Source organism: Cellulosimicrobium sp. RS (assembly GCF_046159675.1).
Classification (GTDB): Bacteria; Actinomycetota; Actinomycetes; order Actinomycetales; family Cellulomonadaceae; genus Cellulosimicrobium; species Cellulosimicrobium funkei.
In genome coordinates this window covers 169,253-183,680 of record NZ_JBJXVU010000005.1, presented here as the reverse complement: position 1 = coordinate 183,680, position 14,428 = coordinate 169,253, and the positions used below count along the sequence as shown (strand labels likewise).

Annotated in this window: 11 protein-coding genes; 3 read left to right on the top strand and 8 right to left on the bottom strand. The window is 73.7% G+C overall.

Features of this window, described 5'->3' with window-relative positions; translation table 11 throughout:
* The 3 genes from ACI769_RS09915 to ACI769_RS09905 are packed head-to-tail and all read right to left on the bottom strand — an operon-like array spanning position 1 to position 2,443.
* Positions 1 to 1,719 carry an urease subunit alpha gene (locus ACI769_RS09915; protein WP_061268122.1) on the bottom strand — a complete coding sequence of 573 codons (1,719 nt, stop codon included), beginning with the start codon at positions 1,717 to 1,719 and terminating at the stop codon, positions 1 to 3.
* Between the two features lie 3 nt (positions 1,720 to 1,722).
* Entirely contained in the window at positions 1,723 to 2,097 is a 375-nt protein-coding gene (gene ureB, locus ACI769_RS09910; RefSeq protein WP_086150101.1) for an urease subunit beta, read from the bottom strand.
* A gap of 43 nt (positions 2,098 to 2,140) precedes the next feature.
* Entirely contained in the window at positions 2,141 to 2,443 is a 303-nt protein-coding gene (locus ACI769_RS09905; RefSeq protein ID WP_043654671.1) for an urease subunit gamma, read from the bottom strand.
* Positions 2,444 to 2,658: 215 nt separating this feature from the next.
* On the opposite strand from ACI769_RS09905, the gene ACI769_RS09900 reads away from it, so the two are divergent.
* The gene (locus tag ACI769_RS09900) at positions 2,659 to 4,611 is read left to right on the top strand and encodes a glucoamylase family protein (RefSeq protein WP_409141541.1); all 1,953 of its coding nucleotides are present in this window, start codon (positions 2,659 to 2,661) and stop codon (positions 4,609 to 4,611) included.
* A gap of 37 nt (positions 4,612 to 4,648) precedes the next feature.
* Here ACI769_RS09900 and ACI769_RS09895 read toward each other — a convergent pair whose 3' ends face one another.
* From ACI769_RS09895 to ACI769_RS09875, 5 genes are all read right to left on the bottom strand, one after another.
* Positions 4,649 to 5,662 (bottom strand): LacI family DNA-binding transcriptional regulator, encoded by a 1,014-nt coding sequence (locus tag ACI769_RS09895; protein WP_409141540.1) that lies wholly within the window; start codon positions 5,660 to 5,662, stop codon positions 4,649 to 4,651.
* 160 nt (positions 5,663 to 5,822) lie between these two features.
* On the bottom strand, positions 5,823 to 6,992 hold the full coding sequence (locus ACI769_RS09890; RefSeq protein ID WP_409141539.1) for a glycoside hydrolase family 1 protein: 1,170 nt from the start codon (positions 6,990 to 6,992) through the stop codon (positions 5,823 to 5,825).
* 23 nt (positions 6,993 to 7,015) lie between these two features.
* On the bottom strand, positions 7,016 to 7,909 hold the full coding sequence (locus ACI769_RS09885) for a carbohydrate ABC transporter permease (RefSeq protein ID WP_409141538.1): 894 nt from the start codon (positions 7,907 to 7,909) through the stop codon (positions 7,016 to 7,018).
* A gap of 1 nt (position 7,910) precedes the next feature.
* A complete protein-coding gene (locus ACI769_RS09880) occupies positions 7,911 to 8,834 on the bottom strand; it encodes a carbohydrate ABC transporter permease (RefSeq protein ID WP_021481814.1) in 924 nt (307 codons plus the stop codon).
* Between the two features lie 15 nt (positions 8,835 to 8,849).
* The gene (locus ACI769_RS09875) at positions 8,850 to 10,139 is read right to left on the bottom strand and encodes an extracellular solute-binding protein (RefSeq protein ID WP_085386978.1); all 1,290 of its coding nucleotides are present in this window, start codon (positions 10,137 to 10,139) and stop codon (positions 8,850 to 8,852) included.
* A 141-nt stretch (positions 10,140 to 10,280) separates the two neighbouring features.
* Between ACI769_RS09875 and ACI769_RS09870 the strand changes: the two genes are divergently transcribed.
* A complete protein-coding gene (locus ACI769_RS09870; RefSeq protein ID WP_081895914.1) occupies positions 10,281 to 11,018 on the top strand; it encodes a TetR/AcrR family transcriptional regulator in 738 nt (245 codons plus the stop codon).
* Positions 11,015 to 14,425 (top strand): GH36-type glycosyl hydrolase domain-containing protein, encoded by a 3,411-nt coding sequence (locus ACI769_RS09865; protein ID WP_409141537.1) that lies wholly within the window; start codon positions 11,015 to 11,017, stop codon positions 14,423 to 14,425. The genes ACI769_RS09870 and ACI769_RS09865 overlap by 4 nt, the downstream gene beginning before the upstream one ends.
* Positions 14,426 to 14,428 lie beyond the last annotated feature (3 nt).

Here is a 14,428-nt window from a genome sequence, read left to right as displayed (position 1 = left end):
TCAGAACAGCGAGTAGAGCTGCGCGAGGGGCAGCCGGTCGGCGGGGGCGGGCACGACGAGCTCGCCGTCGACCTCGATCGCGAACGACTCGGGGTCGATGTCGATCCGGGGCAGGTAGTCGTTGTTCCGCATCTGGGCCTTCCCGACGTCGCGCGTCCCGGCCACGGGCAGGAGCGTCCGGGCCAGGCCGAGCCGCTCCGCGAGGCCGTCGTCGAGCGCGGCGGGCGACACGAAGGACACGGACACGTCGGCCCCGATCGCGTCGGCGAGCGCGGGCCGCATGAGCACGGGCTGCGGCGACGGGATGGACGCGTTGGGGTCGCCCAGCGCGCCCCACACGAGCGCCCCGCCCTTCATGACGACGCTCGGCCGCACGCCGAACAGCTTCGGCTCCCACAGCACCAGGTCGGCGAGCTTGCCGGGCTCGACGGACCCGACGTGCGCGTCGATCCCGTGCGCGACGGCCGGGTTGATCGTGTACTTCGCGACGTAGCGCCGGGCGCGCAGGTTGTCGGCCGGCAGGACAGGACCGGGGGCGCCGCCGGGGATCGGGCCGCGCCGCGCCTTCATGACGTGCGCCACCTGCCACGTCCGCGTCACGACCTCGCCGATGCGCCCCATGGCCTGGGCGTCGGACGACGTGATCGAGATGGCGCCGAGGTCGTGCAGCACGTCCTCGGCGGCGATCGTGGTCCCGCGGATGCGCGACTCGGCGAACGCGAGGTCCTCCGCCACCTGCGGGTTGAGGTGGTGGCACACCATGAGCATGTCCAGGTGCTCGGCGACAGTGTTCACCGTGTGCGGGAGGGTGGGGTTCGTCGAGCCGGGGATGACGTTCGGGTGGCTCGCGACGGTGAGGATGTCGGGCGCGTGCCCGCCGCCCGCGCCCTCCGCGTGGAAGGCATGGATCGAGCGGCCGCCGATCGCCCGGAGGGTCGACTCGACGAACCCCGCCTCGTTGAGCGAGTCGGAGTGGAGCGCGACCTGCAGGCCCCAGTCGTCGGCGGCCCGGAGCGCGGCGTCGATCGCCGCGGGCGTGGACCCCCAGTCCTCGTGCACCTTGTAGCCGCCCGCGCCGGCCATCGCCTGCTCGCGCAGACCCTCGGCGCTCACGGTGTTCCCCTTGCCGAGCAGCAGCACGTTCACGGGGAGCCGGTCGAGCGAGCGGTGGATCGCCTCCAGGTGCCAGGCGCCGGGCGTGACCGTCGTGGCCTTCGTGCCCTCGCTCGGGCCGGTGCCGCCGCCCGCGACCGTCGTGATGCCCGTGGCGAGCGCCTCGACGACCTGCGACGGCGAGATGAGGTGCACGTGCGAGTCGATGCCGCCCGCGGTGAGGATCCTGCCCTCGCCGCTCACGACGTCCGTGCTCGGGCCGATGTGCAGGTCGGGGTGCACGCCGTCCGCGACGTCGGGGTTGCCCGCGCGGCCCAGCGCGACGATCCGCCCGTCGCGGATCCCCACGTCCGTCTTCACGACGCCCCACCAGTCGAGCACGACGGCGTTGGTGATCACCGTGTCGAGCGCGCCCTCGGCGCGGGTCGTCGTGCCCTGGGCCATCGACTCGCGCAGTGACTTCCCGCCGCCGAACACGACCTCCTCGCCCCCGAAGGTGCGGTCCTCCTCGACCTCGATCCACAGGTCCGTGTCGCCGAGGCGCACCTGGTCGCCCGTCGTCGGGCCGTAGAGCGCGACGTAGCGCTCGCGCGAGATCGCGACCATGCGTCAGTCCTCCTCGGGTGCGGTGGGGTCCAGGGCGCCGCCATCGGGCTTGCCGCGCTGGAGCCCGGGGACGCGCCGTCGGCCGCGCAGCGCCACGGCCTGGACCTCGGCGGACGCGCCGGGCTCGAACCGCCGCGACGTGCCGGACGGCACGTCCAGCCGGAAGCCGTGCGCCGCCGCGCGGTCGAGGTCGAGCGCCGCGTTGGCGTCGGGCAGGTGGAGGTGGGAGCCGATCTGCACGGGCCGGTCGCCCGTGTTCGTCACGACGAGGGTCACGCGCTCGTCGTCCGAGCGGTCGGCGTTGAGGACGAGCGGCACGTCCTCCGCGCCCTCCCGGAGCCGGATCGCGCCCGGTCCCGAGGTGCTGATGCCTGCCATGCCTCGCCGTCCTCTCGTCGTGCGTCGCGTCGCCGGGACCGGCTCAGGCGATGGGCTGGTGGATGGTGACGAGCTTGCGCCCGTCGGGGAACGTCGCCTCGACCTGGACGTCGGGCAGCATCTCCGCGACGCCCTCCATCACCTCGTCGCGGCCCAGCACGGCGCGCCCGGAGACCATGAGCTCCTCCACGGCGGCCCCTTCGCGGGCCCGCTCGATCACCCACGTCGTCAGGAGGGCGACCGTCTCCGGGTAGTTGAGCAGGACGCCGCGCTCGCGCCGGTCGCGGGCGACCATGCCCGCGACGGCGAGCAGCAGCTTCTCGGTGTCGGCGGGCGTCAGGTGCATGGCCGCGATCCTGTCGCGCCCGCGTTTCCGGCGTGTATACCCCGCGTTATACGTTCGTGTACCCGCTCCGCGCGGGCCGCCGCCCGCCACGCCTCCGCCGTCGTGCGCCGGCTCCGGGCGAGCCGTTGACCCCTGCTCGACCGAGGGCTACTCTCTCCGCCCCCATTCGGAAAGTTCGGCCGAAATTTCGGGGCCGTGACACGAAGGAGTGCCTGATGGATGGATCGACCGACCGCGCGTGCGAGACGACGCGGCGCCGACGCAGGGCGACGGGCCTCGTCGCCGGTGGGCTCGCCGGCGGGCTGGCGCTCGCGGCGGGACTCGCCGTCCCGGCCGCGGCCGCGAGCGCCCCGGCCGCCGCCGAGGGCGCCCTGCGCACGGCGAGCGTCCCGGCGACGGCGACGTCCGCCGTCGGGCAGCCCGCCCTGACGGGCGCGCAGCGCGCGACGCTGGAGACGTACCTGGAGGACACCTACACCTCGCTGGAGGCCATGACCGACGAGGAGACCGGCCTGCCCGCGGACAACATCGAGGGCGACCTGGACCCGGCGTCGAGCAGCGCGTACACGTCGCCGACGAACATCGGCGGCTGGCTGTGGTCCACCGTCGTGGCGCGCGACCTGGGCCTGGTCGACGAGGCCGAGGCGCGCGACCGCCTCGCGACGACGATCGACACGGTCGCGTCCCTCGACCGGCACGACGCGAGCGGCATGTTCTACAACTGGTACGACCCGGCGACGGGCGACCGGGTGGAGACGTGGCCGGACGACGGCAACCCGGTGCACCAATTCCTCAGCTCGGTGGACAACGGCTGGCTCGCCGCGGGCCTGCGCGTCGTCGCGGAGGCGGAGCCGAGCCTCGCGGAGGAGGCGCTGGCCGTCTACGACGGCATGCACTTCGGCGCGTTCTACAACGCGGAGGCGCGGCCGGACCTCGGCGTCGGGCTGCTGCGCGGCGGGTTCTGGGACGAGGAGCCGCCCGGGTGCTCGGTCGCCGGGGACTACCTCGGCACGGGGACCGACGTCTACTACACGTGCCACAACTACGACACGACGGTCTCCGAGACGCGCATCGCGACCTACCTCGGCATCGCCGAGGGCGAGGTGCCGCCGGAGGCCTACTACGCGAGCTACCGGACGTTCCCGGACACGTGCGACTGGTCGTGGCAGGAGCAGAAGCCGGTCGGCGAGACGCGCGAGCACCTCGGCGTCCCGGTGTTCGAGGGGGCGTACCGCTACCGCGACCTCGCGGTCGTGCCGGGCTGGGGCGGCTCGATGTTCGAGGCGCTCATGCCGGACATGCTCGTCCCCGAGGCGGAGTGGGGTCCGACGTCGTGGGGCGTCAACCACCCGCTCGTGGTGCGCGCGCACAAGGAGCACGGCCTCGACGAGGCCGGGTACGGGGCCTGGGGCTTCTCGCCCGCGAGCAACCCCTTCGGCGGGTACGCGGAGTACGGCGTCGACGCGATCGGTCTGCGATCCGACGGCTACCTGTCCGACGGCGAGACCGACGTCGACCTCGGCTTCGAGGGCTGCCGCGAGGCCACGAACCCGGCGCCGGAGTTCGGTGACGGCGTCGTGACGCCGCACGCGTCGTTCCTCGGGCTCGCGTACGACACCGAGGGCGTGCTCGACAACCTGGCCCACCTCGCCGACGACCTCGACGCGTACGGGCCGGGCGGGTTCTACGACTCGGTCGCGGTCCGCTCGGGCACGGTCGCCGAGCGCTACCTGTCGCTCGACCAGGCGATGATCGTCGCCGCGATCGGCAACGTCCTCGACGACTCGCGCCTCAAGGACTACTTCGTCGACGACCGGCTCGAGCAGGCGCTGCGCCCGCTCATGGAGGCGGAGACGTTCTCGGCCGTCGCCGACCTCACGCCCGGCGTGGGCGCCGACGTCGAGGTCGAGGCGCGCTGCCTCGGCAACCGGGCGGCCGTCGCGGTGCGCGCCACCAGCACGTCCGACGGCCGCACGACCGTCGAGCTCGCCACCCCGTACGGGACGCGGTCGTACGACGACGTCGCCCCGCACCGCAGCACCTACCGGGCGTTCTCGGCGCGCACGGCGGAGATCCCGTCGGGCACCGCGACCGTGACGGTGACGTCCGACGACGGCGCGACCGTCCAGGAGCTGCCGTACCGCTACGCGGGCGTCTCCTGCGGCTGACCCCCACCCACCGCGGCCGACTGCCGTGCCGCGCGCGTCAGGCGCGCGGCGCGGCGGTCGACGCGCGCACGACGAGGCTCGTCGCGAGCTCCGTGCGCAGGGTGCGGCCGCTCGCGCTGCGTGCCCGGTGCACGAGCGCGACGGCCGAGGCGCCCATCTCGACGAGCGGCTGGCGCACCGTGGTGAGCGGAGGGTCGGTCCAGGGCGCGACGGGCAGGTCGTCGAACCCGACGAGCGAGACGTCGTCCGGCACGGAGCGACCCGCCTCGCGCAGCGCCCGCAGCGCGCCGAGCGCGGTGTCGTCGCTGCACGCGAAGATCGCCGTCGGGGCGTCGTCGAGGGTGAGCAGCCGCTGCGTCTCCTCGTAGCCCGCGGCGACCCCGTAGGTGCTCAGGCGCACGAGGTCGTCGTCGACGGGCACGTCCGCCTGGATGAGCGCGGCGCGGTAGCCCGCGAGGCGGGCGAGCGCGTTGTCCTGCTCGGGGACGCCCGTGATCGTCGCGATCCGTCGGTGCCCCAGGGCGAGCAGGTGCGCCGTCGCCTCGAGCGCGCCCTGGAAGTTGGCCGCGCCGACGCTGAGCACGTCCTCGGGCGGACGGCGGCGCGGGTCGACGACGACGAGCGGCACCCCGGCCGTGGCGAGCGCGGCACGCGCCTCGGCGTCGGGCACGGCGACGACGCTCACGAGACCGTCCGTGCCCCGGGCGAGCGCGTGCCGGACCCAGGCGCCGCAGTCGTCGGGGTCCAGCTCGACGGACAGCACGACGTCGAGCCCGAGGCGCCGCGCCTCCGCGACCGCCCCGCGCACGACCGCCTCGGACCACGGGCCCTCGAAGTCGACGATCCGGACGTCGACGAGCCCCGTCCGCCGGGACGTGGGGGGCCGGATCTCGTAGCCGTGCCGCCGCAGGACGCCCGCGACCCGTTCGCGCGTCGCCGCCGAGACGTCCGGGCGCGCGTTGAGCACCTTCGACACCGTGGGGACGGACACCCCGGCGTCGGCCGCGACCCGGGCGAGGGGGACGCGCTGACCCGGCTGCGACGCTGCCATCCGAGCCCTCCGTCCGTCGTGCGACCCGCGGCCGGTCCGGCCGGGGGAGCGTGCCCCGACCCCGGATCGTAGCGAGGCCCCGGGTCGCGACCGGGCCTGGCACGGACGACGACGGCCCGGCCGGGACCGCGAGGTCCGGACCGGGCCGCCGTGCGCGCGGTCAGTCGTCGAGCGAGACGCTCCCGCGGGCGACGCCGCCGAGCCAGCCGAGGCTGGGCTTGGGCGTGCGCTCGAAGGTCTCCGGGTCCCACGCGACGAGCCCGAACGTCGGGGCGAACGAGCCCCACTCGTAGTTGTCGAGCAGCGACCAGTGCAGGTAGCCGAGCAGCGGGAGGCCCGCCTCCATCTCGGCGTGCAGCGCGCGCAGGGCGTCGCGCGTGTAGTCGATGCGGCGCGCGTCGTCCGCCGTCGCGATGCCGTTCTCCGAGACGAGGACCGGCAGACCGGTGATCTCGTGCCCGAGGCGCGCGGCCTCCGCGATGGCGGCCGGGTAGTACTCCCACCCGGTGAGCGTCTTCTCGGAGTCCTCCGGGGCGGGCAGCGGCCCGTCCACGGTGATCCGCGTGCGCGTGTAGGCCTGGACGGCGACGAAGTCGTCGCCGCGCGAGGCCTCGAGGAAGACGGTCTCGCGGGGGTAGGCGTACTCGCGCAGGACCTCCTCGGCGCCGGGGTCGGCGAAGAACTGCTGCGGCGCGACGGACCACCCGACGGGCACCCCGACGGTCCGCACGAGCTCCACGGCCCGGCGGTGCGCGGCGATGAGGTGCTCGGTCGCGACCGGGTCGGGAGCGTGCATCGTGCCGGCCTGGAGCTGCTCGGTGCCCTTGGCGGCCGTGATCATCATCGCGAGGATGTTCGGCTCGTTGATGGTGAACACGTGCGACGCGCGGTCGAGCAGCGGCAGCACGTGCTCGACGTACCGCGCGAACCGCTCGACGGACCGCGGGTCGGTCCAGCCGCCGTCCTCCGCGAACCAGCGCGGCGAGGTGAAGTGGTGCAGCGTGACGAGCGGCGTGACCCCGTGCTCGAGGCAGCAGTCGATCATGCGGCGGTAGTGGTCGACCTCGGCCCGCGAGAAGCGGCCCTCGGCCGGCTCGATGCGCGCCCACTCGATCGAGAACCGGTACGAGGTGAGCCCGGACTCGGCCAGCAGCCGGATGTCGTCGGCGTACCGGTGGTAGGAGTCGGCGGCGTCGCCCGACGGCTCGGCGAGGGTCGAGGCCGGGTCGACCTCGCGCGCCCACCAGTCGCTGTTGACGTTGTTGCCCTCGATCTGGTGGGCCGCCGTGGCGGCGCCCCAGACGAAGGACTCGGGGAAGGTGATCGACACAGGCTCTCCTCGTCGGTCGCCGGTCACTTGATGCCGGTCATGGCGATGCCCTGCACGAAGTAGCGCTGCAGGAACAGGAACAGGATGAGGATCGGCGTCACGACGAGCACGGACCCGGCCATGAGCAAGCCGTAGTAGGTGCCGTTCGAGCCGACCGAGTACAGCGAGAGCGCGACGGGGAGGGTGTACATGTTCTCCGTCTGCGCGACGACCAGGGGCCACAGGAAGTTGTTCCACGACCCGAGGAACGTGAGGATGCTCAGCGTCGCGAGCGGCGGCCCGCACTGGGGGAGCACGATCCGGAAGAAGACCCGGAACTCGCCCGCGCCGTCGATCCGGGCGGCCTCGATGAGCGCGTCCGGGATGCCGAGCATGAACTGCCGCATGAGGAACACGCCGAGCGGGCCGGCGAGGAACGGCAGGATGAGCGCCGGGTAGGTGTTGACGAGGCCCATGTTGGACACGAGCACGAACATCGGCACGAGCGTGACGACGCCCGGGACCATGAGCGTGAGCATGACGAGCGCGAACAGCACCTTCTTGCCGGGGAACTGCATCTTCGCGAGGGCGTAGCCGACCATCGAGCAGAAGACGATGTTGCCGAGCACCACGACGACGGCGACGACGATCGAGTTGGTGAAGTACTGCCCGTAGTTGAGCTGGGACAGCCACCGCTCGTAGTTGTCGAGCGTCGGGTTCTCGGGCCACCAGGTGATGGGCCGCTGCAGGAGCTCGCCCTGCGTCTTGAAGCTGCCGAGCGCCATCCAGATGAACGGCATGAGCGTCAGGAGCAGCCCGACGACGAGCGCGGTGTACGTGGCGCCGCGCGACCAGCGGACCGGGCGTCGCGGCCGACGGCGCGGCGCGTCCTGGGGGGCCGACGTCGCGGAGGGGGTCCGCGAGGACGTGACGGTCATGTCAATCCTCCTTCGACCGCAGCAGGCGGAACTGGACGGCGGCGAGGGCGGCGATCAGCGCGAAGAGCACGTACGCGGCTGCGGAGGCGAACGCGTAGTTGCCGTACCCGAACTGGTTGTAGACGTAGTAGCTGATGGTCAGCGTCGAGTTGACCGGGCCGCCCTTGGTCATGACGAAGGGCTCCTCGAACACCTGGAGGAAGCCGACCGACAGCAGCACCGCGCCGAGCAGCAGCGTCGGGCGCATCAGCGGGACCGTGATGGAGCGGAAGCGGCGCCACGAGCCCGCGCCGTCGACCTCGGCCGCCTCGTAGACGTCGCGCGGGATCGCCTGCAGGCCGGCCAGGAAGATGATCATGAGCGTGCCCATGTTGCGCCACGCGGCCATGAGGATGATCGACGGCATCGCCCACGTGCTGTCGTTGAGCCAGTCGGGACCGTCGATCCCGACCCAGCCGAGCACGGTGTTCACGAGGCCCGAGTCCTGGAGGATGAACCGCCAGACGACCGCCACGGCGACGATCGACGTCACGACGGGCGTGTAGAAGCCGACGCGGAAGACGCTGCGGAACTTCTCGATGCCCGAGTTGAGCGCGACGGCCAGGGCGAGGCCGAGCACCATCGTCAGCGGGATGCCGACGAGGACGAAGTAGAAGGTGTTGACCAGCGCCTTGCGGAACAGCTCGTCCTGGAAGACGCCGGTGAAGTTCTCGATCCCGACGAAGTTCACCGCGAACGGGGTCTTGATGTCACGGATCGTGAGGTCCGAGAACGACATCCCGAACGACGCGAGCAGCGGCCCCAGCATGAAGACCGTGAAGACCGCGACGAACGGGAGCGCGAACAGCCAGGCGACGAGCGCTTGCCGTCGCCGGTGGACGGCGCCGGCCGTACGCCGGCGCCGTCCCTCGGTGGTGGTGGTCATGACTGACGGGCCCTGTTACCAGCCGAGCCCGAGCGTGTCGGCCTTGGCCTGGATGGCCTTCGCCGCGTCCTCGGAGGACACCTGACCGTTCGCGACCTTCTCGGCCTCGGTCTCGATGGTGGCCGAGAGCTCGTCCCAGCTCGGGACGGTCGGCGGGGCGATCGTGTTCTCGAGCTGCTCCTGGAGCACCTGGGTGCGGGGGTTCGAGGTGAGCGCCTCGTAGTCCCACGCGCTGTTCAGCGCGGGCAGGTCGCTCGTCGCGTCGAACCACGCCTGCTGCGTCTCGGGCTCGGAGAGCCAGCGGATCAGCTTCCAGGCGCCGTCGGCGTTCTTGGCCTCGGCGAAGACGCCGAGGTGCGCGCCGCCGATGTAGGAGTCGTTGTTGGCGGAGCCGGCGGGCACGGGCACGGTGGCCACGTTCTGCTCGACCCAGTCCTCGCCCTGGAGGTCGGCGAGCACGTTGACCATCCACGGGCCGGAGATGAACGCCGGGTCGGAGCCGTCGACGAACGCGCTGTTCTGCGAGTCGCCGTAGCCGGACAGCGGCGACAGGCCCTCGGTGAAGAAGGACGCGTAGTAGTCGAGCGCGTCGACCATCGCCTGGTTGTCGAGGTCGAACCCGTCGCCGGCCTCGTTGAGGACGGAGCCGCCGGCCTGCGAGTAGAACGGCAGGATGACCTGCGTCGAGTCCTCGGCGTCGCCCATCGGGAGCTGGAGGCCGTAGGTCGAGCCGTTGGCCTTCATGGCCTCCGCGAACGCGGTGAGCTCCTCCCAGCTGGTGGGAGCCTCGACGCCCGCGGCCTGGGCGAGGTCGGAGCGGTAGTACAGGACGCGCGTCTCGACGTACCACGGCACGCCGTACGCGACGCCGTCGGCGACGGTCGAGGCGGCGGCGCCCTCGACGAAGTCGTCGTTGTCGACGAGGCCCTCGGGGACGGGGGCGAGGCCGCCGGTCGCGACCATCGTCGGCATGAAGGACGAGCCGATCATGATCGCGTCGGGCACGGTGCCCGCGGCGACGGCGGTCTGGAACTTCGTCATGACGTCGGCCCACGGGATCGTGGTGACCTCGACGTTCGCGTCGGGGTTCTCCTCCGTGAAGCCCTGGACGAAGTCGGGCAGCTTCTCGCCCTCCTCACCCATCGCCCAGATCGTGATGTCACCCTCCGCGGGCGCGTCGTCCACCGTCGTGGTGGAGCCGGCGCTGGTCTCACCACCCGTGGAGTCGTCGTCCGCGCGACCGCACGCGGTCAGGGCCAGGAGTCCGACGACGCCGATGGCGACCGCCTTGCGTCCGAGCTTCATGAGCAATCCTCCTCATCGAGCAGTCGGCTCGTCCGTGTGAGCCGCTGTGGAAACTACCTTAGCGTGCGCTCGGTTAGTATTTTCAACCGGGGCGTCCAGGCCGTACCGTTGGCGCCGACAGACCTGCCGAAGGAGACGGTGATGAACGAGAGCGACCCCGCAGGTGGCGGCGCCACGACGGGGACGGCCGGGGGCCCGAGGACGACGACCGCGACGGGCGCTCGCGGCACGACGGCGGCCGGCCTCCCCGACCGCCGCATCGTCCGCGGCGAGCAGCGCCGCCGCGAGATCCTCCGCACGGCGGTCGAGGTGTTCGGCGAGCAGGGCTTCCGCGGGAGCTCGCTGCGCGAGATCGCGGCCCGCGTCGGGATCTCCGAGGCCGGGCTCCTGCACCACTTCGGCAGCAAGGCCGGCCTCCTCACGGCGACCCTGGAGGAGCGCGACCGGCGCGACCGGGTGCGCCGCGGCGAGGACGAGGCCGCCGGCGCCGACCTGCTGACGACCATCCGCGACCAGGTGCGCCGCAACGCCGAGACGCCCGGCCTCGTGTCCCTCCACGTGGTGGTCGCCGCCGAGGCGACCGATGCGACCCACCCCGCGCACGACGTCGTCCGCGACCGCTACCGCGCGCTGCGCCACCAGGACGACACCCGCTTCCAGGACGCCGTCGCCCGGGGCGAGCTGCGCCCCGAGGTCGACCCGGCCGCGATCGGCCAGCTCTTCTCCGCCGTCATGGACGGCCTGCAGCTCCAGTGGCTGCTCGACCCCGACAACGTCGACATGGTCGCCCTCTTCGACCAGTTCCTCGCGCTGCTGCGCCCCGACGGCACGTCGCCCGCAGCACCCGAGCCCCGCACCACCGAGCAGGAGACCGCGTGACCCTCACCGCGACCGAGACCCCCGCCCGCGCCACGCTCACCTCGGGCGGCCTGACCGTCGAGCTCACCGGCGGCGGCGACGTGCGCGCCGTCAGCACGGACGGCCTGCTCGTGAACCAGTACCTGCCGGGCGAGCACGACCGCATGCCCGGCGGCATCCTGCTGCGCGCCACGCGCCCGGACGGCACGGTCGAGGTCGCGCGCCTCACCGGCTCCGCACCCGCCGTGACGGCGGTCGAGGTCGGCGCCGACCGCGTCGTGTGGTCGGGCGCCGCGCTCGGGCTCGCCACGCGCGTCGCGCTCACGCTCGACGGGCGCGCGCTCGTCTGGCGCGTCGACCTCACGGCCGGCCCCGCGACGGACGCCGGGACGCGCTACGACGTCGTGCACGCGCAGGACCTGGCGCTCGCGCCGCCCGCCGCGGCGCTGTCGAGCGAGCCGTACGTGTGCCAGTACCTGCTGCACCGCGCGCTCGAGCACCCCGACGCCGGGACCGTGCTCGTCAGCCGGCAGACCATGTCCGCGCAGCCGCGCCTCCCGCTCGCGGTCGCGTTCCTCGTCGAGGGCGCCGTCGCGCACCTCACGGACTCGCTCCAGGTCTTCACCGCGCGCTCGCGGCGCGACGGGCTGCCGCACGGCCTGCTCGGCCCCGTGCAGCCGGGCGTGCTCCAGTACGAGTACGCGATGCCGACGCTCGTCTCGCGCCCGCTCGACCTCTCGACCGGGACCGCGGTCGTGCACGCCGTGACCGTGGTCGACGCCGACGCGCCCGGGCCGCTCGCGGCCCACCTCGTCGAGGTGTCCGGCTGGGCCGCCGCCGCGGTCGCCGCCGCGGCCGCCGAGCGCCCGACCGCGCGCTTCACGCCCTCCGCCTCCGCGCTGCGCGACGCGCCGCTCCTCGCGGGCGACGAGCTCGACGAGGCCGGGCTGCTCGCCGCCGTCGGCCTCTCCGCCGACGACGTGCTCCTGCCCGAGCGCGACGCCGACGGCACGCTCCTGTCGTTCTTCACCGCGACGGGGACGCACGTCGTCGACGCGCGCAAGGACACCGTGACCGAGCGCTCGCACGGGCACGTGCTCAAGGCGGGCGACGACGTGCTGCCCACGGACGACGTCCTCTCCACGACGGCGTTCGCGCCCGGCGTCTTCGCGTCGCACGTCGTGCTCGGCAACACCACGGCGAACCGCCTCGCGACCGTGCACCGCCACCACCTCAACCTCGTGCGCAGCAGCGGCCTGCGCGTGCTCGTCGACGACGGGCGCGGGCCCCGGCTCCTCGGCCTGCCGTCCGCGCTCGTGCTCGACGTCGGCGGCGTCCGCTGGCTCTACGAGACGCCGCTCGGGCGGGTCGACGTGCGGACCGTCGCGCACGACCGCGAGAACCGCATCGACGTCGCCGTGCGCTGCGAGCGCCCGCTGCACGTCACCGCGACCCTCGAGCTCGAGGACGAGGCCGGCGGCTGGCTCGCCGAGCACGTCCCCGCGGCCCCGGGCGACGCCGTCGTGGTGCGGCCCGTGCCGGGCGGCGACGTCGACGCGCACTACCCGGACCTGCGGTACGCCCTGGCGTCGTCCGCGCGGCTCGTCGTCGAGGACGCGGGCGCCGGGGACGCCGCGTCCGGCACGACCCGCCGCCTCACGAGCACGACCGGCACCGGGTCGCTCACGCTCGCCCTCACCGGCTCGCTGCGTGGGACCGACGCCGCGCTCGGGCTCCTCGCGGGCGCGCTCGACCCCCTGGCGGACGTCGACGCGACCCTCGCGCGGCACGTCGAGACCGTCCGCGGCGTCGTGCGCGGGCTGCGGTTCGCGCCGCACGCGACGGTCGAGACGCAGGAGCTCGACCTCCTCGTGCCCTGGTACGCGCACGACGCGCTGATCCACTTCCTCGTACCGCACGGCCTGGAGCAGTACTCCGGCGCGGCCTGGGGCACGCGCGACGTGTGCCAGGGCCCGTTCGAGCTCGCGCTCGCGGGCGGGCGCCACGACGTCGCGCGCGAGATCGTGCTGCGCGTCCTGGCCCACCAGCACACGTGGGGCGAGTTCCCGCAGTGGTTCATGTTCGACGCCTACGCGGAGCGGTACAACGACTCCTCGCACGGCGACGTCGTGGTGTGGCCGCTGTTCGCGCTCGCCCAGTACCTGGAGGCGAGCGGCGACCTCGCCGTGCTCGACGAGCACGTCCCGTTCTGGGACCACGAGCAGCGCCGCCCGGCCGCCTCGGGGCCCGACGCCGCGGCGACCGTCCGCGACCACGTGGCCCGCCTGCTCGACCACCTCGACCGCGACCGCCTGCCCGGCACCGCGCTGCCCGCCTACGGCGAGGGCGACTGGGACGACACGCTGCAGCCCGCCGACCCGCGGATGCGCACCGACCTGGCGTCGACGTGGACCTCCGCGCTGCTCGTGCAGGCCGCGGAGCTGCTCGCCCGCACGACCGCCGGCCGCGACGACCTCGCAGCGCTCTCCGGGCGCGCGGGCACGCTCGCGGCGGAGGTCCGCGCGGACCTGCGCGAGCGCGCCCTCGTGGACGGCGTCCTCGCCGGGTACGTGCGCCACGGCGCCGACGGCGACGAGCTCGTCATCCACCCGTCGGACACCGTCTCCGGGATGCGGTACCGCCTCATCCCCATGTCGCAGTCGATCATCGCGGGCATCCTCACGCCCGAGGAGGCCGCGGACCACGAGCGACTCGTGCTGGAGCACCTGCACTTCCCCGACGGCGTGCGCCTCATGGACCACCCGGCCGCGTTCGACGAGGGCGTGCCGCACACGTTCCTGCGCGCCGAGCAGGCCGCGAACGTCGGCCGCGAGATCGGGCTCATGTACGTGCACGCGCACATCCGTTACGTCGAGGCGCTCGCGGCCCTGGGCCGCGGCCGCGCGCTCGACGAGCTGCTGCGCATCAGCCCGGTCGACCTCGGCCGGCGCCTCGCGCACGCCGCCCCGCGCCAGCGCAACGCCTACTTCTCGTCGAGCGACGCGGACTTCCCCGACCGCGAGAGCTTCGCGCGCGACTTCGACGGGCTCCGCGACGGGAGCGTCGGGGTGCGCGGCGGGTGGCGCGTGTACTCCAGCGGCCCCGGCATCTACCTGCGCCAGCTCGTCCAGGGCGTCCTCGGGCTGACCGAGCGCGGCGGGGAGATCGTCGTCGACCCCGTGCTGCCCGCGGCCGCGGACGGCCTCGCCGTCGACCTGGACCTCGGCGGCCGCACGCGCCGCGTGGCCTACCGCGTCACGGCGACCGGGGACGGCGTGCGGGTGCGCGCCGGGAGCGGCCCGGACGCGCTCGCGCCCGTCCCGACGACGGCGCGCACCGGCGACTACCGGCAGCGCGGCGTCGTCGTCGCGACGCGCGACCTCGGGGACGCCGCGCACGTCGAGGTCACGGTGCCCGCGGGGTCGTAGGCC